This window comes from Marinifilum sp., assembly GCF_965230805.1.
GTDB lineage: Bacteria > Bacteroidota > Bacteroidia > Bacteroidales > Marinifilaceae > Marinifilum.
The window spans coordinates 4,648,585-4,673,528 of the sequence record NZ_OZ246019.1 but is presented as its reverse complement, the minus strand read 5'-3'; the positions used below and the strand labels follow the sequence as shown (position 1 = coordinate 4,673,528).

General features: G+C 35.9%; 17 protein-coding genes. 15 read left to right on the top strand and 2 right to left on the bottom strand.

Translation table 11 applies throughout. The features are described from left to right. Positions 1–165: 165 nt before the first annotated feature. The 4 genes from ACO05S_RS18180 to ACO05S_RS18165 all read left to right on the top strand — a co-directional run bounded on the left by ACO05S_RS18180 (position 166) and on the right by ACO05S_RS18165 (position 5,951). Positions 166–1,935, top strand: coding sequence for a DNA polymerase III subunit gamma/tau (locus tag ACO05S_RS18180; protein ID WP_421919436.1), 1,770 nt, complete (start codon positions 166–168; stop codon positions 1,933–1,935). A 244-nt stretch (positions 1,936–2,179) separates the two neighbouring features. After that, positions 2,180–4,405: an NADP-dependent isocitrate dehydrogenase gene (locus ACO05S_RS18175; protein ID WP_421919435.1), complete on the top strand. Its 2,226-nt coding sequence runs from the start codon at positions 2,180–2,182 to the stop codon at positions 4,403–4,405. 234 nt (positions 4,406–4,639) lie between these two features. Next, on the top strand, positions 4,640–5,353 hold the full coding sequence (locus tag ACO05S_RS18170; RefSeq protein WP_421919434.1) for a hemerythrin domain-containing protein: 714 nt from the start codon (positions 4,640–4,642) through the stop codon (positions 5,351–5,353). Continuing rightward, entirely contained in the window at positions 5,343–5,951 is a 609-nt protein-coding gene (locus ACO05S_RS18165) for a response regulator transcription factor (protein ID WP_421919433.1), read from the top strand. The genes ACO05S_RS18170 and ACO05S_RS18165 overlap by 11 nt, the downstream gene beginning before the upstream one ends. Before the next feature lie 746 nt (positions 5,952–6,697). On the opposite strand, the gene ACO05S_RS18160 is transcribed toward ACO05S_RS18165, so the two are convergent. Further along, positions 6,698–9,052, bottom strand: a complete 2,355-nt coding sequence (locus ACO05S_RS18160; protein WP_421919432.1) for a TonB-dependent receptor — start codon at positions 9,050–9,052, stop codon at positions 6,698–6,700. Positions 9,053–9,368: 316 nt separating this feature from the next. Then, positions 9,369–9,716: a hypothetical protein gene (locus ACO05S_RS18155; protein WP_421919431.1), complete on the bottom strand. Its 348-nt coding sequence runs from the start codon at positions 9,714–9,716 to the stop codon at positions 9,369–9,371. A 237-nt stretch (positions 9,717–9,953) separates the two neighbouring features. Between ACO05S_RS18155 and ACO05S_RS18150 the strand changes: the two genes are divergently transcribed. The 11 genes from ACO05S_RS18150 to ACO05S_RS18100 all read left to right on the top strand — a co-directional run bounded on the left by ACO05S_RS18150 (position 9,954) and on the right by ACO05S_RS18100 (position 23,835). Then, positions 9,954–10,085 carry a hypothetical protein gene (locus ACO05S_RS18150; RefSeq protein WP_421919430.1) on the top strand — a complete coding sequence of 44 codons (132 nt, stop codon included), beginning with the start codon at positions 9,954–9,956 and terminating at the stop codon, positions 10,083–10,085. A 142-nt stretch (positions 10,086–10,227) separates the two neighbouring features. Beyond that, on the top strand, positions 10,228–11,754 hold the full coding sequence (locus ACO05S_RS18145) for an IS1182 family transposase (protein ID WP_421918671.1): 1,527 nt from the start codon (positions 10,228–10,230) through the stop codon (positions 11,752–11,754). 684 nt (positions 11,755–12,438) lie between these two features. Next, positions 12,439–15,378 (top strand): TonB-dependent receptor, encoded by a 2,940-nt coding sequence (locus tag ACO05S_RS18140; protein ID WP_421919429.1) that lies wholly within the window; start codon positions 12,439–12,441, stop codon positions 15,376–15,378. A gap of 35 nt (positions 15,379–15,413) precedes the next feature. Then, complete coding sequence (locus ACO05S_RS18135) at positions 15,414–17,039, top strand: DUF4876 domain-containing protein (RefSeq protein WP_421919428.1); 1,626 nt, start codon at positions 15,414–15,416, stop codon at positions 17,037–17,039. Between the two features lie 6 nt (positions 17,040–17,045). Next, the gene (locus ACO05S_RS18130) at positions 17,046–18,662 is read left to right on the top strand and encodes a DUF6850 family outer membrane beta-barrel protein (protein WP_421919427.1); all 1,617 of its coding nucleotides are present in this window, start codon (positions 17,046–17,048) and stop codon (positions 18,660–18,662) included. Between the two features lie 70 nt (positions 18,663–18,732). After that, positions 18,733–19,617, top strand: a complete 885-nt coding sequence (locus tag ACO05S_RS18125; protein WP_421919426.1) for an ABC transporter ATP-binding protein — start codon at positions 18,733–18,735, stop codon at positions 19,615–19,617. 3 nt (positions 19,618–19,620) lie between these two features. Then, entirely contained in the window at positions 19,621–20,292 is a 672-nt protein-coding gene (locus ACO05S_RS18120; RefSeq protein ID WP_421919425.1) for a hypothetical protein, read from the top strand. Positions 20,293–20,312: 20 nt separating this feature from the next. Then, positions 20,313–21,527 (top strand): DUF4857 domain-containing protein, encoded by a 1,215-nt coding sequence (locus ACO05S_RS18115; protein WP_421919424.1) that lies wholly within the window; start codon positions 20,313–20,315, stop codon positions 21,525–21,527. 137 nt (positions 21,528–21,664) lie between these two features. Next, positions 21,665–22,192: a hypothetical protein gene (locus ACO05S_RS18110; RefSeq protein ID WP_421919423.1), complete on the top strand. Its 528-nt coding sequence runs from the start codon at positions 21,665–21,667 to the stop codon at positions 22,190–22,192. Further along, the gene (locus ACO05S_RS18105; protein ID WP_421919422.1) at positions 22,176–22,727 is read left to right on the top strand and encodes a PepSY-associated TM helix domain-containing protein; all 552 of its coding nucleotides are present in this window, start codon (positions 22,176–22,178) and stop codon (positions 22,725–22,727) included. The genes ACO05S_RS18110 and ACO05S_RS18105 overlap by 17 nt, the downstream gene beginning before the upstream one ends. Before the next feature lie 118 nt (positions 22,728–22,845). Then, the gene (locus ACO05S_RS18100) at positions 22,846–23,835 is read left to right on the top strand and encodes a helix-turn-helix domain-containing protein (RefSeq protein WP_421919421.1); all 990 of its coding nucleotides are present in this window, start codon (positions 22,846–22,848) and stop codon (positions 23,833–23,835) included. The last annotated feature ends 1,109 nt before the right edge of the window (positions 23,836–24,944 follow it).

Genomic DNA, 24,944 nt, shown 5'->3' with positions numbered 1-24,944 from the left:
TTTTTTGTTGCTAATTGAAGCTAATTAATTGGCTCATGGCAGATAATAAAATGGACGAAAAATTGCTTTTAAATTCTTCACTATTTCGTGAGGCTATATTGATATTGATTCAGTATATTTGAAATTCAAAAAAAGAAAATCGACCCTTTTCGGTCTTATTTATATATGGATAATTTTATTGTTTCAGCTCGTAAGTATCGTCCCTCAACTTTCTCTACAGTTGTGGGGCAGGAGTCTATTACCCTAACCTTAAAAAATGCAATTAAAAACAATCATTTGGCTCATGCCTATTTGTTTTGTGGCCCTCGAGGAGTAGGTAAAACTTCATGTGCACGTATCTTTGCCAAAACAATAAACTGCTCTAATATAACTTCTGATTTTGAAGCTTGTAATGAGTGTGAATCATGTATAGCATTTAATGAAAATCGTTCTTATAACATTCACGAACTGGATGCAGCCTCGAACAACTCAGTTGATGATATTCGTACTTTAATAGATCAGGTAAGAATACCTCCACAGATTGGAAGTTATAGCATATATATTATCGATGAGGTTCACATGTTATCGGCATCAGCATTTAATGCTTTTCTTAAAACATTGGAAGAACCACCTGCTCATGCAATATTTGTATTGGCAACCACAGAAAAACACAAAATCTTACCAACCATCTTATCTCGTTGTCAGATTTTCGATTTCAGCAGAATTAAAGTAGAGGATGCAGTGAAGCATCTTAAAAGCATTGCCGAGAAAGAAGCTGTAAATATCGACGAAGAAGCCTTGAATGTGATTGGAATGAAAGCAGACGGAGCTATGCGTGATGCACTTTCAATTTTCGACCAGATTGTGAGCTTCTCAGGCAAAGACATCTCATTCGAAAATGTAATTCACAATTTAAATGTATTGGATTACGATTATTATTTTAAGATGGTAGATGCTGCTTTAGAAGGAAAGGTTACGGATGTATTGTTAATGCTTAACGAGATCTTCGAAAAAGGTTTCGACGGACATCACTTTATTGGTGGACTAAGTGCTCACATTCGTGATGTGCTTGTGGGAAAAGATCAAGCTACCATTCAATTGCTTGAGGTTAGCGATAGTATAAAGCAAAAATATGTCGATCAGGCCGCGAAGTGCCCGGTCGATTTCCTGTACGAGGCACTCACGATTTTAAATCAATGCGATGTTACTTACAAATCCAGTCAGAATCCCCGATTATTAATAGAGCTTAGTTTAATTCAATTGTCCCAGATAATTGAATCAAAAAAAAAAGGAGCTAAGCTAAAAAAGAATTCCAAGAAATTATTAAAGATTATTGTTGAGGGCAGGAGTCTGATTGTTCAGCCAAAGAACGACAAGCCTAGTGCAGCTGCACCTGCTGCTGTGCACGATTCAAGGAATGCTTACCCACAGAAAACCTCTGAGAAAAAGAGTGTAAATTCAGGAGTTAGCAGAAATTCCTACTCTCCAACAGTTTCCATTAAGCAAGCATTAAAAACAGGCATACAGCGACCACAGGTTCAATCCAAAAATAGCAATACTAAAGAAGGCTCAGCCGATATTTCAACTACAGATAGAGTTTATGAGTATACCAAAGGCGGAGTTCTTTCTCAACTTAAAGAATTCGCCAAAATAAAGAATAAGAATGAAAGAATAAGAATATCACTTTCTACTGTCGAAATAGAAATCAAGGAAGCAAAAATACTGGTTAAAACTTTTAATAACCTCCAATTGGAAGATATCAACAATCTGAAATTAGAACTTGAGAATTATTTGCGCCGAATTTTTAAGAATCCTAAAGTGGAACTGATCACCAGATTGGAGCAAACAACGGGCACAAAAAAAGTGTACAACGAGACTGATATTTTAAGATTATTATCCGAAAAAAATCCATCTTTGGCTTTTCTCAAGAAAAAATTGGCTCTCGATTTTGAGTAGAAAGTACAAATAGGTTATAAAGCATATGGAATATAGACTAAATAGGGCTCGTGAATTCATTCATGAGCCTTATTTTTAGTCATTTATAATTAAAGAAAAAAATCGTTAAAAAATAAGCTCTTTTAAATTGGGAGTTAAAAAAAATATCTATGTTTACCGCGAGTTTGAATTGTTCTTAATTCTAATACAAAAGAATTAGAACAGACTATTTTTAATTAAAACACAAAAAAAAACAACAACCAACATGGCACAGACAGCAAAAATAATCTATACCAAGATTGATGAAGCTCCGGCCTTGGCAACTTATTCATTGTTGCCTATTATCAAAGCCTTTACTAAAAGTTCAGGTATCGAGATTGAAACAAAAGACATTTCTTTAGCAGGTAGAATTATTGCTAATTTTCCAGATAATTTGACCGAAGATCAAAGAATTCCTGATTATTTGGCTGAGTTAGGAAAACTATCCTTAACTCCGGAGGCTAACATTATTAAATTGCCTAACATTAGTGCTTCTTTACCACAATTGCAGGCGGCAATTGCTGAGTTACAAGAAAAAGGATATAACATTCCTAACTATCCTGAGGAAGCAAACACTGCTGAAGAGAAAGAACTGCAAGCGCGATTCGCAAAAGTATTGGGTAGTGCAGTAAATCCTGTTCTTCGTGAAGGAAACTCAGATCGTCGTTCCGCTGCTTCTGTTAAAAAGTTTGCTCAAAAGAACCCGCACAGAATGGGATCGTGGTCTTCAGATTCTAAATCTCACGTGGCTCATATGAGTGAGAAAGATTTCTATGGCTCTGAAAAATCAGTGACTATTGAAAAAGAAACCAATGTTCGCATCGAGTTTGTTGACAATGCAGGAAATAAGACGGTACTGAAAGAAAAAGTTGAATTGTTAGCTGGTGAAGTTATCGATACAGCTGTAATGAATGTAAAAGAATTGCGAGCATTCTACAAAAAAGAAATCGAAGCAGCCAAAGAAAAAGGTTTGTTATGGTCTCTTCACCTGAAAGCAACCATGATGAAGATTTCAGATCCTGAAATGTTTAAGCATGCGGTAGAAGTATTCTACGAAGAGGCTATTGCCAAGCATGCTGATACCATCAAGGAGTTGGGCGTGAACTTCAACAACGGTTTGGGTGATCTTTACGCAAAGATTGAGAAGTTGCCAGCAGATAAAAAAGCGGAAATCGAAGCTGATATTTTGGAAGTGTACAAGACTCGTCCGGATATGGCTATGGTTGATTCTGATAAAGGAATTACCAACCTGCACGTACCAAACAATGTAATTATCGATGCATCGATGCCAGTTGTTGTTCGTGATGGTGGTAAAATGTGGAATCCGGAAGGAGAGCTTCAAGATTGTGTTGCATTGATTCCAGACAGATCTTACGCTAGAATGTTTCAGGTTTGCTTTGATGATTGTAGGAAAAACGGAGCTTACGATGTAGCTACAATGGGTTCGGTATCAAACGTTGGTTTGATGGCTAAAAAAGCGGAAGAGTACGGATCGCATGATAAAACTTTCTATGCGCAAGGAGAAGGTGCTATTCGCGTTGTAGATTTCGACGGAACCGTTGTTATGGAGCAAGCTGTTGAAACTGGCGATATCTTTAGAATGTGTCAGGTAAAAGATGCTCCAATCCAGGATTGGGTGAAGCTGGCAGTAAACAGAGCCAAGGCAACTGGTTCTCCTGCAATTTTCTGGTTAGATGAAAACCGTGCTCACGATGCTCAACTAATCACAAAAGTAAACGAGTATTTAAAAGATCACGATACAGCAGGATTAGATATTCGTATCTTGGCTCCGGTTGATGCAATTACTGTATCATTGGAAAGAATCCGCAAAGGTGAGGATACCATCTCGGTAACGGGGAACGTATTGCGTGACTACCTTACTGACTTGTTCCCAATTCTTGAGCTAGGTACTTCTTCTAAGATGTTATCTATCGTTCCATTGATGAATGGTGGTGGTTTATTCGAAACTGGTGCAGGTGGATCGGCTCCTAAGCACGTACAACAGTTCGAAAAAGAAGGTCACTTGCGTTGGGATTCATTGGGTGAGTTCTTAGCATTGGGTGTTTCTTTCGAGCATATTGCTAATAACTTTAACAACGAGCAAGCTCAATTATTCGCTGATACTTTAGATGCTGGTGTAACTAAATTCTTAGATGAAAGAAAGTCTCCATCACGTAAAGTAAATGAGCTGGATACTCGCGGTTCTCACTTTTACTTGGCAATGTACTGGGCTGAAGCTTTAGCTGCTCAAAACAAAGATGCTGACTTGAAAGATAAATTTATTAAGGTGGCTGCTGATATGAAAGCTAATGAAGAAAAAATCGTGAAAGAATTGAACGATGCTCAAGGTTCCGCAATGAACATTGGAGGTTACTTCATGCCAAAGGATGAAATGGCTTTCGAAGCAATGCGTCCATCGGCTACATTTAACGAAATTGTAGACGCTATTTAGTTTACCATAAGTGATACATATTAAAAGGCCTTCCGATCGGAAGGCCTTTTTTTTGAAAAAATCACAACATATAGGGATTTCATTTAATATACTGATAAGTTATTTTTGTGTTTGGAGGAAGCAATGCTTGCTTAACCAATAAAAGTGATATTTTTTTAAATGTCAGAATTCTTCCTGAACAAAAAAACAATAACAAAAACAATGTAGATGGTGTCTTTTACAAAGAATAGTAAAATGGCAGAGATAATTCTGAAAGATTATCAATTGCTACCCATTATGTCTAGATTTGGCATAAAATTGGGATTCGGTAATAAAACAGTCGAAGAGGTATGCACTGAGAAAGGTGTAAATGTTGCCTTTTTTTTGGAGATCCTAAATTCTTATCACAATTCGAATTATTATCCCGATAATCATTTAAGTGATTTTAATGCTGCTGTAATGGTGGATTATTTAACCAATACGCACAATTACTATTTAAAGTCGAAAGTACCACATATCGAGCTTTTTATTGATAAGATGGAAAGGGAGGCTCATGAGGATAACTCTAGAAATATTGCTTTGCTCAAGCAATTTTTTAGTGAGTATAAAATTGATATAAAGCATCATTTCAAAGAAGAAGAAAAAAATGTATTTCCATATATTCTAGATTTAGAGAAAGCTATTTCTTCCAGCAATTGTGAACAAATTCTTATTAATAAAATCAAGCAAGAACCGATTGAGGTATACGAAAGAAATCATGAGAGTCTGGAGGTAAAGCTGGCCGATATGAAAAATTTGATCATCAGGTTTTTACCACCCCTAAATTGTGAGGATGATTGTGAACACCTTTTAACAGAATTGTTCGAATTAGAGTGCGATATTGAGGATCATACAAGGATGGAAGAAAAAGTATTGATTCCTAAAGTGAAGATGTTAGAAGAAAAAGTATTAGAGTATTATGGAGTTTGAGGATAAAAAGTTACACACCATTATCGCTTCTGAACAATATTTGGTTAGACTAGGAGTTAAAACACTTTTAAATGTAATTGGAGTAGAGTCGGAATTGCACGAAGTAGATAGTTTTGAAGAATTAGAATACCTTATCAGTAATGGAGAGGATGTTAATTATTTAATACTTAGCGAAGATATATTACACAAACAGAAAGCGACAGAATGTTTTGGCCACATAAAAAAATCCTGTAGCTTATGCCGAACGGTTTTAATCGGAAAACAGCAGATACCAGGTTGTGTTTTTGATCATTTTATCTCTCATTCTTGTGATCGGAAAATGGTAGTTGATAGATTGCAACAATTCTTTTACGAGCCTAAAACAAATGATGGGAATGATAATGAATCACATGCCTTAAGTGATAGGGAGATAGATGTATTAAAAGCTGTTGCACTTGGGTTCTCGAACAAAGAAATTGCCGACCAGCTTTATATTTCAATAAATACTGTAATTACTCATCGTAAAAATATTACCAGTAAGCTTGGTATTAAAACCATTTCAGGATTAACGGTATATGCATTGATGCATCAAATTATTACTGCTGAAGAAGCTATATAACGTGAGTTCGACGTAAAATTCTATCCACAGAAAGTTATATTTGGGATAGATTTGCATTAAAAATTTGGAAAGAATAGCGGGCTATTTTGAGGAATTTTTAATGTGAAGATGTCGTAAAGAGAACTTTCCATTATGTGTTAGCCTGCTTTCGGCATAAATTTCCTCAAATCTTCTTGAAATATCCCGATATTCCTTCGAAAATTTCTACTCAAAATCAGATCAAACTGTGAACGAATTTTACGTCGAACTCACGTTATATAACACAGGATGTATAAGTTTCGAGTAGAATGTGTCCTTTCCGGAGATGCCTAGGCGCAGGCGAAAACAAGAACAGCAAGTTTAAAGAGCCCTTTAGTGGCTTTAAATCCTGACCGAGATTATGCAAAACTCAGTTACAAATGCCAAGAATGTTGATATTGTGTTTAGAAATCACTCCCTTAAGCCTTTCCCCAACTTGGGAAAGTTCAAAACCAAAAAAAAAATACCTTCCCCAACTTGGGAAAGCTTGAATTGAAAAAAACAGAGCTTCCCCAACTTGGGAAAGCTTGAATTGAAAAAAACAGAGCTTTCCCAACTTGGGAAAAGGATTTTAAAAAAAAAGGAGCCTTTCCCAAGTCGGGAAAATACATTTTTCAAAAAAAGGGGCGATTCCCAACTTGGGGAAGCTTGCTTCAAAAAAAAGAAGCCTTCCCCAAGTTGGGGAAGCTAAGTTTGAAAAAAAAAGGCATTCCCCAAAATGAGATTTCCTATAAAAGATTTCCGATTTTAATTCCGAAGCTTATGATACGAGGATTACCGGGACCATATATATAGCCAGGGTCTCTGTCTTTTCCCATGTCGAAATCATCCTGATAAGAGTTAAAGATATTCTTAATGCCTCCCCAGAATTGTACACTTGCGCCATTCAATTGTGTGGTATACTCAATTTTTGTTCCCAAATCAAAGAAGGAATCTGTTTTTCTTAATTCACCTGCTATCGGATCGTTAATTGTGTTTCCGTGGTAGGGTACATACATTTTTCCTGTATAATTACCAGAAGCATTTATACTCCAACTGCCTGCAAAACCCCAATCAACGGTAATAAAACCATAGTTATTAGGTGTTCTTAGGAATTTTTTGGTGTCGAATTCCTGTGGGTTTTCGTATTCACTTTTTTGAGTAGTAAAACCTGCAACAATAGAAATATCTCTCGTCGGCAAGATGTTTAACTCAGTATTAATACCATATACTTTAGCTCCATCTTCTGCATTTGTGCGCAATCGGGTTACCACATTGTTTTCGTCAGGTTCAGATGATTCTTTAACAAAAGCATCGTTTAACTGAGTGTAAAAGCCTTCAATTAAAAGACCAATTCTGGTGTTCCCGATTTTGGTGTTGTAATCAAGGGACGACATGTAACTATGGCTCGTTTCTTTTTTCAGATCTGCACTATTTTTATGAATCACTCTGCGCGCTTGTGAAGCTTCAATGTGTAAATCTTCGTCGAAAATTTGTGGAGCTCTATAACCTTGAGAATAGCTCATTCTAAACTGAAGCTCTGGTAAAATGTCGTAAAGAACATTTACTCTCGGACTAAATACATTACCTGATTTATCCGATAATGCATGATCAGCATCCTCAGCATTGTTTTTAATGCTATAATGATCGAAACGGCCACCAAATGACAATTTTAGTTTCTCGAACTGATAAGTGTACTGAGAGAAAATACCCAGCGTATTACTGGTTTGATCTGATACAGTTGTATTCTCGGTATAAATGTTTTTTTTCTGATCGTAGTATCCAAGTTTTTCATCATCAAGTGATGCGTGAGTGTTCTCTATACCAAAAACAAGAGAAGAATTCATAAACTTCGCATTGTATTGCGCTCCTGCATTGTAAGTAAAATCATCGGTTTGCCCATAATCAGCCAACGATTGTTCAACTCCGTAATAAGAAGCCCTGTCTACTTTTTGTCCGGATGCATAAATTGATAATTTGTCTTCCTCTCTAAAAAACTGATCGTAATTGATGGCAGTGGTTGTAATTTTATGCTTTAATTGCTCTGCAATATCTGCCATGTGAGGCACATAGTCAAATCTATTTCCTCCTCTTCTTTCTTCGTTAATGTGGAAGAAATCAACAGCTAGTTTTCCTCTAAAACCAAAACGATGGAAGAATCGGGTGCCAACTGTTGTGTTATCAAGTTGTGTCAATTCAGAAAAATCATCATCATTGGCATCAAAAGCTTCTCTGTCGCGATAGAACCCATAAACGGATAGTCCCGTTTTGAAATCATCAGATACTACTGAGGCATTAAAACTGGCATTGTAGTCAATAGCAGGATCATCTGCACCATCTACTCCTACACCAATTAAACTTGTGCTTGCTGCCAATTCGTATGAGTTGGTTAAAGGATCTTTTAAAATCATGTTGATGGTACCAGCAATGGCATTACTACCATAAAGTGCCGAACCACCACCACGAACTACTTCCACCTTTTCGATCATATTGGTTGGAATCAATTCTAGTCCGTAAACTCCCGCTAAACCACTAAAAATAGGACGACTATTAATAAGAATCTGAGAGTATGGACCTTCCATACCATTCATGCGAACTTGATTGAATCCACAATTCTGACAATTGGTTTCCATACGCAAACCAGGACTAAAATTTAAACTCTCGCTAAGAACTGCAGATTGACTTATCGAAAATAGAGCAGGAGACAGGGAGCTAACAATAACAGGTGATTCGGTACGTTTGCTGGCACCCTTATCGCCGGTAACCACCACCTCATCTAGTCCTAAAGCATCTTCTTCAATGTCAAATTTGATTTCTACTGTTTTATCAGCTGTTGTAGTTACAGCTCTTTCCTGGCTTTTGTAGCCTATCCCGGAAACCATAACCGTTAGTTCTCCTACAGGCAAATCGATTAACCTGTAATGTCCTGTTTCATCGGTTGTTGTTCCTATGGTTGTTCCTTTAATGGTTACATTTACAAATGGAATGTGTTCGCCTTTACATACCACGTGACCTACAATAACAGCATCGCTGTGTTTTTTCTGACCCATTGCGAATTGTGCCGTAAAGAATAATACGACAAGCATTAAAATACAATTTTTCATAAAAATGTTTGTAATGACATCATACATCACCTATTCTGCTCATAGATTGGTGATATGATATAATGTTATGTGAATAAAATTAAAAACAAATGAGGAGAATTATTTTGTCATTTTTCATGTCAAAACAATTCCATTATCTACCTATTATCCGTTAAACCAGCGATATGTATATACACATCATTGTATATGGGATGTTTCATCTTGATTCATGATACAATATGGCTTTATAAAATAAAGCAGATCATATGCAAAAACAGTTATAAATAAGATGTAGGCAGCTTATAATTTTTGCATAAATTATAAGCCATGTGCGGATCTATCTTGGAGGGGCTCTTCCAAATTTCTTAATAACAAGAGGATGATGATATGCCAAAGGCTGTACATCATGACTCTCTTTGGATACAATTTTTGTTAAGAAACCAACAACTAAGCTTCCAATAAAGAATAACAAAGAGATGTTCTGTAATACAAGAAAATCACTTTTACTATGGTGATGCTTATTTGGAGGATTGTCGGTTTTATGAAATGGGTGTGCATGCACAATAATTTTGCCGTCAGGAAGCACATGCTGATGAGTAAACAGAATGTTGTTTAGAATCAGCAAACTCATTATATAGAGTCCTGTAATGGCAATTTTTTTGATATGTTGTTGCACCATTTTCATTTCGTAGCAAAAGTAAATTATTTTTATTCCGATTCATAGTTTTTTCTGCAAACTTATAAATACATACTATCAATGTGCCTATAGACTAGGTATATGGCATTATAATTGATTTCTTTAGATTGTCATTATAAATGAGGATTACAGTAGATCGATTTCATCAATATTGAGGGTTGTTGGCAGTTTATAAACCGATTACTTTTATCAATGCAAAACCATAAAGATTTAAATAGACGGCATATGGAAATTTTATCAGTAAACGAAAGTGAATCAATTGTAAGAATTCAATCGGTTAATGGATTACTATTTGTAGAAGAGGATTGGATGAAACAATCCAAAAAGGATTTAATGAAAAAACAAAAGAAAAAGTAAATTCTGTAAGACTCTTAAATTAGGACTGCTGTAAGTTGTAATTTAGATTTTGTGCCTGTTGCACAACTCTTGATAACTTGTTTATAAAACTAACAATAATAACTTTACTTAGCAATGATAATAGCTTAACTTGTAAATAAAAATGCAAGGAAAGAAACTTTACCAAGAGAAGTTATTTTCCAGCTTTCAACTCTCCGGAAGAGTTCCTGAAAATAATTTCTATCGAAGATTAAGATCCGTTTTAGATTTATCCTTTTTATACAAAAAGACTCAAGCTTACTACGGGAAATGTGGACAGAAGAGCATTGATCCTGTTGTTTTTTATAAACTCTGTTTAGTTGGGTATTTAGAAAATATCATAAGTGACAGACAGTTAATTGAACACTGCTCCATGCGATTGGATATCCTATTTTTCTTAGGATTTGATATCGATGAGCAATTGCCATGGCACAGTACTTTAAGCAGAACAAGACAACTGTTTCCCGAAAAGATATTTGAAGAGGTTTTTACTCATATTTTAAGCATGTGTGTAGACAAGGGAATGGTTGCAGGTCATACTCAGGCCATGGATTCAGCACCAATAAAAGCCAATGCCAGCATGGATAGTTTGGAACTGAAAGTTCCTGAAGAACAGCTGGAGGCTTATCTTCAAAAAGCTCGCTACCAGAGTAGAGAAGACAGGAAGCCTAAAAAGAATAAGGCTTCTCGCAATCAGCAAATCATTACAGCCGATAAAAGAGAATTGCAGGAAATAAAATCCCGCAATCGTAATTGGCAAAAGAATCAGGATCAACGTCCGGGAGCTGCCAACAAAGGAGCCAAGTATACCAGTAACAAAACCCATTACAGCCCAACCGATCCCGATGCAAGAATCAGCGTAAAACCTGGCAAAGCCAGAAAGCTGAATTATCTAAATAATATCAGTGTTGATACTGCCAATCATGTGATCACCGATGTAAAAGCCTACCATGCTGATAAAAAAGACAATCAATACTTGCAGGATGCCACAAAGCGTTTAAAGCGAAGACTTAAAAATCAAGGTTTGTTGTGGACAACCCTTCTTGCCGATGCCGGTTACAGTAGCGGAGAAAACTATGCTTTTCTGGAAAAGGAAAACATTATCAGCTACATACCTCCACACGGAACTTACAAGGGCGGTCCCGAAGGATTTACTTTCTGTAAAGAGGAAAACTACTGGATTTGTCCCATGGGAAAGAAAGTTACTTTTCGAAAAACAAAAATGGTAACCAACTCTCTTCAGAATCATTATCTGACCAAACGAAGCGATTGCAAAAACTGTCCTATCAAGAAGAAATGCCTGGGCAAAAGTCACGAAAAACGCATCGCAATAACTGTGTATGTAGAACAGTATAAACGCAACAACAAAAGGGTGAAGAGCAAGTTCGGCAGATACATGAAAGGCAAACGGCAATCTACAGTCGAGCCTGTATTCGGAACCTTAACACAATTTATGGGACTTCGAAAAATCAACACTATAGGAATTGCCCAGGCCAATAAGGTAATGCACATGTCTGCAACAGCCTATAACCTTAAAAAACTAATGAAATTTATGAATAAAACAGCTGAAACAATGACAAATCAGGCCATTGTTCTGTTTCATTCCCTGAAGAAGTGTATTGGCTTAATTAGAGTTAATTTAAGCACTTAATAATTTAAAGCACAAGCAAAAAACACAGAAAAAACAAAGCCTTAAAAGCTTGCAAATCCGCATACTTTTATGGCTTTTATCTTATTTTTTAGAAATATTACTTGGTTGTGCAACGGTTACTTTTGTTAGTTGAAGAGCTTTGCCGGAATTATTCTAGTGAGGCTTTTTTTATTAGATATGATGAAAAGATATATACAGATAAATGATTTGTTAGAATATATTGATATATCAGGATTTTATGAATTCTATAATAACGTGAGTTCGAGGTAAAATTCGTTCACAGTTTGATCTGATTTTGAGTAGAAATTTTCTCAAATATTCGCAGGAATATCGGGATATTTCAAGAAGATTTGAGGAAATTTATGCCGAAAGCAGGCAAACACATAATGGAAAGTTCTCTTTACGACATCTTCTCATTAAAAATTCCTCAAAATAGCCCGCTATTCTTTCCAAATTTTTAATGCAAATCTATCGCAAATATAACTTTCTGTGGATAGAATTTTACGTCGAACTCACATTATAATAATTTCTTGTGATTTCTTTGGGATATTATCATCATAAATGATGATTGTTAAAACTTGTACTACATCCTACTTTTGTGCCACACTTATTAAGAGTTAGTCTTAATAAATTCGAATTACTCATATAATATGAGCTATCAAATGGCAAAACTGTTGGATTAACATGAAATTAAGTTCTCTTATTTTATTGTTCGTGCTAGGCGCAACAATTATACCTTCGCAAGCTATTTCTCAAACTCATCAAGATTTAACAGGAAAAGTACTGTCAAAAGAATCGGGTAAAGCCATTGAATTAGCTACAGTAGTATTAAAGGAGATTAACAAATGGTCGGTTACAAATGCTAATGGAGAATACTCAATAAAACACCTTCAATCTGGGAAATACAATATTGCAGTAACCTGCTTGGGTTATAAAACTATTGAACAAGAAATCTGGATAAGCCCCGATTCATCCATCCATCATTTTGAAATGGAAATTTTATCCTTAGGATTAAATGAGGTTAAGGTTACCGCTGAATTAAAGGAGGAGCAATCAACGACCTATAAAATTACCAGCACAGCTCTGGAGCACGAACAAGTATTGGATGTGTCACAAATTCAAAGTTTACTACCAGGTGGAAAAACGTCCACAAGCACTAGCCTGATTGGGTCTCGAAGATTACTAATTCATAATGAGTCGACCGGAGAAATGGGTAATGCTTCGTTTGGAACGGCCATTGAAGTGGATGGTGTAAGATTGCAGAATAATGCATCCTTTAATGACTTTAATCCTAATGGAATAGATACCAGAAATATCAGTACTGTTAATATCGAGTCTATTGAAGTAACAACAGGTATTGCGTCAGTGGAGCATGGCGACTTGAGCAATGGCATTGTTAAAATTAATACCCTAAAAGGACGTACTCCCTTAAAAGCAATAGTTGCTCTAAATCCTAAAACAAAACAGTTTGGATTGAGTAAGGGATTTGCTTTAAAGAATAACTGGGGGACACTCAATGTAAGTGGAGAACATACTCGCTCATTCTCAAATCTAATGTCTCCTTATAAAACATATGAACGAAATGGATTGAGCTTAACTCACGAAAAATATTTTAAAAATCGTTTGACATTAACAACAGGTTTAACATTGAATGAGGGAGGCTACAACAATGAAGATGATCCGGATTTATTTACCGGAACTTATGAAAAAATTAAAGACAATGTTATTAGGGGGAATATTGCTGCAAAGTGGTTCCTAAATAAAAAATGGATCAATAATTTATGGTTTTCAACATCTGTCAATTATTCCGATAAGTTTGAAGAAGAAAGAGATAATAAAAGTGCAGCAGGTACATCAGCAGCGAACCATGCCACCGAAACTGGTTATTTTATGGCAACTGATTACGATGAAAATCCCAGTGCCCCAATAAAGCTTCTGCCTACCGGTTATTGGTACGAAACAAGATATCATGATAGTAAACAAATTGCTTTTGCGGCTAAAATAAAGGCCGACAAGGTGAATACCTTCGAAAACTATACGAATAAAATACTATTGGGCATTGATTACAGCAATAGTGGTAACCTGGGTAAAGGAACTTATTATGAAGATATTCGTTACGCTCCGGATTGGCAACCTTTTGTATTAAGTGAGGTTCCTCATACCAATAATCTGGCGCTTTACCTGGAGGATAAATTAACCAGAAAGCTAAATGAACGTTCAAAGGTCATATTAACTGCCGGTGTGCGTTCCGATAATACTTACATCAGAAAATCGGATTATGCTTGGGTAGGTAATATTTCGCCGCGGGTAAACATTAAGTACACACAAAAGAATGGTACAGCTTCAACTGTAAGTAGTTACAATGTTTATGCAGGCTGGGGAAAATCGGTAAAACTGCCGAGTATGGGTGTACTAAACCCCAAACCTACATATTCAGATAAGCATGCCTTTGTTTCCCCTTCAAACAGCGATAATGTTTCTTATACAGCCTATTATAACCAAGCTAGCACTACCCTTTACAATCCGGAATTGAAATATCAATATAACAACCAGTTTCAGCTTGGCTTTGGTGTCAATATTAAGGGGACTAAAATTAATGTATCAGCTTATCGTAAGAAAACGAATAATCCTTATATCCATCATTCGGTTTATACGCCATATTCCTATAACATAACGGAAGTAGAAGCACTTGAAAACAGCATGATACCTGCTGACGACAGGCGTTTTACAATTGATAAAAGCACAGGTCTTGTTACCGTACATGATGCCAGTGGGCAGCATGCCAGTTATCCCTTAAATTATAAGGTAAGAAATGATTTTTTAAGCAGAACAAAGTATAGTAACGGATCATCAGTAACCCGAATGGGTGTAGATTGGATTATTGATTTTGCAAAAGTGAAAGCACTAAGTACATCTGTTCGAATTGATGGTAACTATTACTACTACAAAGGAATAGAAGAGCACGTTTCTGCTTCAAGACCAAACATACGTATGGCAAACGAGGAGCCTTTAAAATATGTGGGGCATTATATTGGGTCTGAAAGTGCTGCCAACGGCAGCCTATCAAAACGTGTTAATACCAACTTTACCATAGAAACTCATATTCCGAAAGTACGAATGATTGTAACGCTTAGGATAGAATCTTCCTTGTACAATTATAGTAGGAAGCTGAGCGAATATGGAAGAGGTAACAGAGGCTTTATACTAGAAGATCGGGCAAACTATTTTGGTGATGATACCAACATATATGAGCGAAACGAATATGTGGGAATCTATCCGCTTTATTACACCACTTGGGAGGATATGGATACCAAAAGTCCTTTTGAGGAGCGCTTTGCTTGGGCAAGAGAAAACGATCCGGCTTTATATGCCGAACTGTCTAAGTTAGTCGTAAAAACGGATTATGAAAACTTCTTTAAAAGCAATAAAATATCGGCTTACTATTCGGCCAACATTAAAGTAACCAAGGAGGTTGGAGACATTGGCTCTGTTTCCTTTTTCGCAAGAAATTTCACGCGAAATATGGGAACGGTAAGATCTACAAGAGCTGAAGGCAACCGAAGCCTATATGGTTCTTACTTGCCTGATTTTCATTACGGAGTAAGCATGAGGATTAAACTTTGAATCAATTATATGTATAATAATTAAATATAAACACAATGAAAAAATTTCTTTATTTTCTTTCAATCTGTTCGCTTATTCTGGTTTATTCATGTGATGATGATGATGACCCAAGCATAGCAACACTTGAAGTACAATTGAATTATCCTGGAGATACGGAATTGGTGGAAGGTGTTATGGTAGAGCTTAAAGGCGGTACTGGTGAATATTATGAGTCGAATACTAATGCCAATGGGATAGCTACTTTTCAAATTCCTTATGGCATTTATGAAGCAACAGTTACCGAAGATCGTGTAGTAGATGATGTATATGCCTACCAATATACAGGAACAAAAACAAATATTAGTGTTAATAGCTCTGAGCTAGAGGCAATACAGGTAAGTGTTGATTTGACAGAAACATATCTGGGGCGTACAGATTCAAAAGTAGAAGTGACATTTCAACTAACTTACCCATCCGGGAGTGAATTTAGTGTTAAAGAAGGAATTGACGTGTCAATTATTAACAGCAGTACAAATGAAACACTAAAGGCTACTACAACAGCTGACGGTATAGTCGAATTTGTTGCCAATCCAGGAACATATCAAGCTACGGTTGTAGATAGGCGAGTGGCGAACAGTAATGTTTATTCTTATATCACCACACAAAGTGACATTGTGCTTAACGAATCGTGGGACAGTTCTACACCTATAGAATTACAGTTGATAGAATCTGTATCATGCCAAATCATAATTAAAGAGTTGTATATTGGCGGGTGTCCCAAAGATGATGGTTCAGGTTCTTATCGCAATGACCAGTATGTGATTCTATACAACAATTCAGATGAGACAGCTACTTTCGATAATATCTGCCTGGGAACAGTATCGCCTTATAATTCAAACATGTCAGGAGATTATACCGTAGATGGTACTTTGAATTATCTTAACGAAGGATGGGTGCCTGCAATCAGTGGTATTCCTCATACTCAAACGGCAGTAACACTAGAGCCAGGAGAAGAAATGGTTATCGCCTTATGTGGTGCCATCGATCATACATCTACATACAGTAAGTCTGTTAATCTGGCCAATTCAGATTACTGGGTGCTCTGGGATAATAAAGATCAATTGACCCATAGCAAGTATGTAGCACCTGATGAAAGCATTCCAAGCAGTCATTATCTAGACATCCAAAAATGGGGACGTGGATCAGCATGGGTATTTAGCAGTAGTAGTCCTGCTTTCTTTATTTTCACTACCAAAGGTTCAACACCTGAAGCTTTTGGTTCAAGTACCGATAATTTAACTGACGAAGAGGGGGATAAAGGATCTAAAAAACTAAATACAGAATGGATATTAGATGGTATTGAGGTATTTAGAACCGGTTACGAAAATTTCAAACGTTTTCCTGATGGTATTGATTCGGGTAGTGCATTATTTAGCTCGAAATTAGGATACTCCTTACACCGTAATGTAGACAAGGCAGCAACCGAAGCGATTGAGGGCAATGCCGATAAATTGGTGTATGAATACAAGTTTGGAACTGAGATTGACGGAGTGAGTAGTACAGATCCTAGCGGTATTAATGCTGTAGCTTCAATTGCTAATGGAGCAAGGATTATATACTTGGATACCAATAACTCAACAAATGATTTCCATCAGAGAAGTCAAGCTTCATTACGTGACTAATATTTTATGCATAAAACTTTAGCAATAGCAATATTTATAGGCGGGGCAATTCTTTGCTCCGTCTTATCATCTTTGGCTCAAGAGAAGGCTAGGTGGGCCGATCTGCAATTCGTTCGTCAATCGGAAGTTTGGCTAAGAACTAATAATGCAGCCGGCTTAAAACATCTGCCGATTGATACCATTTCCGAAATTAGTCTGAATAGCAGCTTTAAAAGAGGTGATTTTATCAATTATAATCAATCTGACCGAAGCCATACCTATGGTGTTGATGCTGAATCTTATTTTAGGTTGAATCCCAAAGTAGTTCTATGGGGTGGTATTAGCTATAGTAATTTTACTGGTAAAAACATGGGGGCATCGGCTTGGATCGATCCGGATTTTGCACCATTCAATATTGTTGAATATGCCGATACAACACGAGGAGAAAAATCGAAAGAGACTTACCTGCTAAGAGGAGCAACGGCAATCGACCTCTCTAAAAAATTAACCCTTGGAGGTAAAGTTGCTTATACATCGGCCAACTATGTAAAAAAGAAAGACCTAAGGCATCTTAACAACCTAATGGATATCGATTTGTCAATCGGTACTATGTACGAAATTAGAGCATGGGCAGAAATAGGAATCCATTATCACTACCACAAGCGGGTAGAAGACACTAGTTTTGATACCTATGGTAATATAGAACAAACATTTAACTCTCTTATTGCCTGGGGAACCTTTTGGGGACAAGTCGAAGGATTTGGCATGGATGGATACACAGGTGATAGTTCTGAAAATCCGCTTGTTGATAAAATAAATGGCTTTTCAGTTCAATTAAACACAAAAATTACACAACACCTGCAATTCTTTAATGAGTTTACAATGAATAAAAGGGAAGGTTACTTCGGGGTTAAATCTGACCTGACAAGAATTTACACTGATCATAGTGCAGATCTTTGGGCTTACAATGGATATTTATCTTACAAACGTAGAAAGGCTTTACATCAGATTCACCTGTACGCAGCTAACGAGAAACTGGAGAACTGGAAAAAGAATCCCATATACGATCATGACCAAGCAACGGATGTGACCCATATAAACTATGAAGCACCAACTCTAGTGCTAACAAGGAAAGAATTACACGCTTCATTTGACTACCAGCTTCATATCAACTACAGTGATTTTAACCCGAAGTGGAGTTTTAGAATGGCAGCAGATTATCGAAATCGAAAACATGAAGTATCCATTTATCCACACTACCGATATCAAACCGTAAAACAGTTAGTTGGTAGATTGAATCTTAAAAGAAATATTGTGCTTGACAAAAATCAACTCTCTTTTGATTTGGGTGGATGTTATAATTCAGGAAGTGGAACTCCTCTTAATGCTGGAATCTACTCAGGAGCAACAGATGTAGAAACTACATATCGCAGTACCGACTTTAATTTATACCGTGAATTTGAGTATTTAACCAATACAAGCATCAGCATGCATGCAGGATTGAAGTACTCAAGACTTTTAAAAAATAGTAAAATCAGAGCTTTTGCAGGAATCAATTATAAGCATACGAAAGCTACTGATATCGAATTTATAAAAGGAGATACTTTTAATATTGTTGATATCAGTATCGGATGCTCTTTTTAAAGTGAGTAGGCGATAATCTAATTAATACAGAAAACAATAACACCAATTATTTTATAATAACTAAGCATTTATGCAACCAATCGTACAATGCAAAAACCTCACTCATTACTACGGCAAACGCTGTATTTATGAGAATTTGAATTTTGAAATTCCTCAAGGTAGAATTCTGGGATTACTTGGGAAAAATGGTACTGGAAAAACCACTACTATAAACATTTTAAATGGCTATTTAAAACCACGTAACGGAGAATGTTTGATGTTTGGCGAGAGCTCAGCCAATCTTTCTCCCGAAACCAAACGAAAGGTAGGATTGTTAATTGAAGGTCATGTTCAGTATTCATTCATGAACATTTCAGAGATTGAGAAATTCTATTCGGCTTTCTATCCAAAATGGAGAAAGGACGCTTATTATGAGTTGATGAAACTATTGAAAATTGACCCGAAGCAGAAAATCTCAAGAATGTCTTGCGGTCAAAGATCGCAGGTGGCTTTGGGATTGATACTGGCACAAGATCCTGAATTGTTAATACTGGATGATTTTTCGATGGGACTAGATCCTGGTTACCGAATGCTTTTTGTTGATTACCTAAGCGAATATGCCAAAGCCGAGAACAAAACCGTATTTGTAACCTCGCACATCATACAAGATATGGAACGCCTAATTGATGATTGTTTGATAATGGATTACGGAAGAATTGTTATGCAAAAGCCCGTAAATGAGTTGTTAGATTCATTCAAGCGATACAAGTTTACTTGTGCAAATCCTGAAGGATTAGATGATATGTTTGATATACACAATCCGGTTACAATTAAAGGGAACACCGAAGTGTATTCTTTGTTGGGAAAAACGGAATTGGAGAATTTATTGGCAAATAATAATGTTAATACCAATCAAATTCAGGAAGAAAGTTTGAGTTTGGAAGAAGCATTTATAGGATTAACAGGAAAATATTAAGAAATGACCAAAGCATTATTATTTAAAGAATGGAAAAAAACCAAATGGTTTGCAATAGGTGCCTTTGCAGTTGGCCTTGCTCTTTTGAGTTATATATTTTTAAAGTTAGGAAGATCGTTTAGACTGGTTGGTTTAGAACATTTGTGGGATGTGATTGTGAACAGAGATCAGTTTCTGTTTCGCGATATAAAGTATTTTCCATTGGCTACAGGTTTTTGTTTGGCTTTGGCTCAATTTGTTCCTGAAATGATTCAGAAAAGAATTAAACTGAGTTTACACCTTCCGCTTTCGAACAAGAAGATTGTATTCTCGATGTTAGGCTTTGGGCTTCTGTCACTAACAATTATTTTTGTCTTGCACCTTGCTGTAATTTTATTGTTTTCGGTGCTTTACTTTCCAAACGAGATTATTGAAAGTATGATGTATACTTTGCTGCCATGGTATGTTGCAGGAATTGCGGCATACGCTTTCATGTCATGGATCTGCTTGGAACCTACCTGGAAACGCAGAATTTTTAATGCTTTGCTTATGTTCGCAAGTCTGCAATTGTGTTTCCTTTCCAATTTTCCGGGTGCTTACAGTCTGCTTGTATTGGCACTTGTTCTAATTCCTTTGTATGTATTGCCATTCGGCTATTTCTCTGTTCAACGATTTAAGGTTGGGATACAGGATTAATAAAATCGATTTTAAAAGACATGAAAAATATAAAATACCTTATCATTGTTTTGGGAACCTTACTGTTGGCTTGGTTATTACCAAAATCATATCATTTAATTACCGATACTGCTTCCTCAAATGTATTTACCTATTACAGTTCAATCGACAAAGCTTTTTGCACAATTGAATATGATGATATTGAGGATCGGCTTATTCGTAAAAACATTAAAACCAACAAAGAATATAACGAAGTTGAGTTTGATAGCATACTGCCAATGTTTTACTCGAAGCAGATGTTTGCCGATAGAAGAATGCCTGAAAGCATTGATGGAAAAGATATCAATCCAAGAACGGTAAATTCGCAAAAATTCTTTTTTAGGGTAAAACCTGCCGAAAAAAACAAACCTCACATTCCGCTTTATACTTTGTTTGAGTCAATGTCGGGGCGTGTAAAAATTGAAATGCCTGGCGATGTGTTTCGTTTAACTGATAGAATTGAGTTTATTAATCCAGAAACCAACGAAATTAATCAAGAAAAAAGTGATCGCTTTAACAAGCAGTTTATAAAAAGAGGATTTCAATTTCCGGCTAAACTGGCTGCAGGAAATCCTTCTACAAGAAAGGCATACGACGAGGGCTATTTTATAATAGATAGTAACAATCAGATTTTTCATTTGAAAATGGTGAATGCCATGCCTTTTATAAAAAAGGTGCCTTTGCCAGCCGATATTATTCCTGAATTTATACTTACAAAGGAACCCGGCGACAGGAGCTTTTATGCTTTTGTATTCGATACCAACAAAAAGCTACATATTATCACAACAGAATCGTACAAATTACAGGAAGTACCAACCCCTGCTTATGATGTTGATAAAGATCAGTTGTTAATTATGGCAAATCCGTTGTACTGGAATGTGAATGTGGTTTCCAATAAGGGCAAAAGTGTTTTGGCGCTGAATGCTGATACGAAAAAGATAGTTGATACGGCCAGTTTTATGAGTCGGGATAAAAGAACGAATTACAGCAAGTTCTTTCTTCCATTTGCAGTAAAATTTACAAGTGGAAATACAAAATATATCAAACCCATTCTTCGTTTCGGATCTTATATGGTTATATTTACCAATATGATTTTGGTATTTGCCTTTTTGTTTATCATCAGGTATCGCAAACAAAAAATGCAAATCCTTCCGCTTATTTGGATCTCGATAACAGGGATTTATGGATTTATTGCAAGTGTTATATTTAACCGTTAAACCGAAAGAAATAACAAATCAAATAAAACTATAAACAGATGAAACGAGCAAAATTAAAATAATTATTAAACCTACATGGTAATGATTATTTTGATTTTGCGGCTTCCATCTGGCAAATCAAATAAAACTATAAACAGATGAAAAATTTACTATTTGTTGCTTTTGCAGCTTTAAGTGTATTGCTTTCTTGTAATCAAAGCAATAAAAAACAAGATACAAAACAGGAAGAAGTTAAAACGCTTGCTGCCAATAGCATTTCGCAGCTTATCGAAATGGCAGAGCAAAATGTTGGAAAAGAGGTTTGTTTTAAAGGAATTGTTCAACATGTTTGTGCACATTCGGGAAGACGTGCTTTTCTGGTTGATGAAACAGGGAAGTTTTCGATACGAGTGGAAGCCACAGGTGAGATTAACGGTTTTAATCGTGAACTATCCGGTTCTACCATAACAGTAAAAGGTAGCATAGCAGAACAAAGACTAACTGAAAAGGAAATTAATGAATATGAAGCGAAGGTAAAAGCAAAAGAAGATGCCGAAGAAGGGGGGGAGCACTGTTCTGCCGAAATGGCCAATATTACCAAAATGCGCGATTGGATGAAAGAAAATAACAAAAACTATTATTCAATCTATTTTGTGAAAGGAACTTCTTATGAAATTGTGGAATAAGAAATCTTTTTATAAAAATATTAGATCTCTGCACCGCGACCTGGGCTATTTGTTTATTGGCTTGACCTTAATTTATGCGGTTTCGGGTATATTGTTGGTTCTTAAAAAAAATGAGCAAGATCCATCATATCGCGAAATTGTAATGGAAAGGAATGTTAAAATCAATTTAAGTGCTGATGAGCTAAAGTCTTGCTGGGATGACTTTAAGGATGTTCCAAAATTAACACACATTATTCCTGCTGGTAAAGTTTATAATATCTACGTTAAGGGGGGAATAGGAGAGTATGATCCTTACAATGGAAAAATTAAGCTAACTACTTATAAAAAAATACCTGTTTATAAGTTTGTGAACGATATTCACTACAATTCGGGCAAAAGGTTTTCTTCAATCGCTATGATTTATGCTATTGTCTTACTATTTTTTGCCTTTTCGGGTGCTGTTATGGTTAAAGGCAAAAAGGGATTTAAAAAAAGAGGAGTGTGGTTGATGATTCTTGGTTTTATCATACCCTTATTAATGTATTTTTATGCTTAGATTGTTATTGTGATTTTTGATTATTTAAAGCCTTCCTTTTGGAAGGTTTCTTTCTGCTTTATAAAATATAATTAAATGATTTCTTTATCTTGAGAGATAAAATTATTTCGGCATCGTAATGGCAAGTATAAGCTTTAACGTACAAGAATCTGCAAATTGGTTAAAAAGTGTAGCGAATCAACTGCACTCCAATATTATTAACGATCGTTTACTATTGTCGCCCAAGCATGGGAAAGGATTTATTCAAAATATCTATTTACCCAATGGCCTTACCATTTGTTATATGCATGCTTTTTTTTATGAACCTTTGCAGGTGATAAGACAATCTATTGATAATGTTCCTCGCTCGCCAATACATTTTTACCTTCATCAAGATCAGGTTACTCAGAAAATAGATGGCAAGATAGAGCAGATTGGTATTGCATCACCCAATGGAATATTTTGGCCGTCCTCTTCCATCGAGTCGATTTGGGAGTATGCAGCCAATACATGGATTGACAATTTGGTGATAAGTGTTGATCATGTGTACTTGCTTGAAAGGATGAGAGATACGAAAAATTGCTATGTAAAACAATTGCTTCTTTCGAAGCAGGCATTCTATATCTTCGAACATATTTCTGCAAAAATAAATATCCTGCTAACCGAAACTGTTGGCATACTAAGTAAATATGAAGATTCCATTTCTGATTTATACATGCTTGAAGGTAAGATTAGCGAACTGTTTGCCTGTTTTATTGAACGAGTAAATAAACGACAACAAATAGGAAAAGCTCTGGATCTTAACGAGAATGATATTGATCGATTGTTTAAAGTAAAAAAGGAACTCCTGAATCATCTCGACGAAATTCCTAAAGTTAAGGACTTGGCCGAAAAATATGCTTTTAGCGAAACCAAACTACAAAAACTCTTTAAACAAGTTTTCGGAAAAAGCTTGTATCAATTTGCTTTATATGAAAGAATGTTGTGGGCTAAAGAAATGCTGTCTTCCGGCAGATTCTCGGTAAGCGAAGTAGGCTATCGATTAGGCTATTCTAATTTGAGTCATTTCTCAAAAGCTTATAAGAATCAGTTTGGACTAAATCCAAAATCGATGTGCAAGAAGGTATAATACCAATTGTCAATAATTCCTTTACTTTATGGTAGATTGCAACATTCCCTTATAGATTTAAGGTTGAACTCACGTTATTTATAATGATCCGCTCTATGATTACAAACACTTGCTTGTTGGTTATGACGTTTTGTTAACGGGTTGAAACATTCCGTCAATTGCTTATCATCTTCCGCCGCTCCGTTTTAAGTCTCCGCTGCACTGTTACAATTTTTCGCTACTCGCTTGTAATTTTCCGTTGCGTGCTTACCATTCTTTGCTACTTGCTTATCATTTTATGTTGATGGGTTACGATTTTGCACCGCTTGCTTATCATTTTTCGCTGCTCGGTTACAGTTTTCCGTTGCTCGGTTATGGTTTTCCGCTGCTCGGTTACAGTTTTCCGTTGGGGGTACATAATAATATGCCGAAACATTATTACAATCATAGTGGTCTGTATAATAACACATTATCCGCAAATTAATTTTAAAAGCAAAAGTATCTTAACCAGGCGAGTAAAAATTGTAACAAGATTGAAATGCTAACTTACCAGGAGGCGAACCAATACTGCTAACAGGCTAAAATGATTGATCATGGGCATTCAGATCAGTATTAGTATAAAACAAGTCTTAAGCTTTTGTCTTTATGAGTTAATTCTTTGATAAATAATATTGTCGTAGCATCATGCGATGTATTTATTATTAAACGAGAGTTCGACGTAAAATTCTATCCACAGAAAGTTATATTTGGGATAAATTTGCATTAAAAATTTGGAAAGAATCGTGGGCTATTTTGAGGAATTTTTTAATGTGAAGATGTCGTAAAGAGAACTTTCCATTATGTGTTTGCCTGCTTTCGGCATAAATTTCCTTAAATCTTCTTGAAATATCCCGATATTCCCTCGAAAATTTGAGAAAATTTCTACTCAAAATCAAATCAAACTGTGAACGAATTTTACATCGAACTCACGTTATTAAACCTTTATCAAACTAAAAAATCTAAAAAGAATTAAAACCTCTTACCTGATTAAACTGGTATCATTATTCAATTGTTCAATATCCGAAAATTGCCATATTCCCATCTGTTTTTTTAAATGATTACCGTTTTGGGGGTATTGCTTGCCTGTTTTG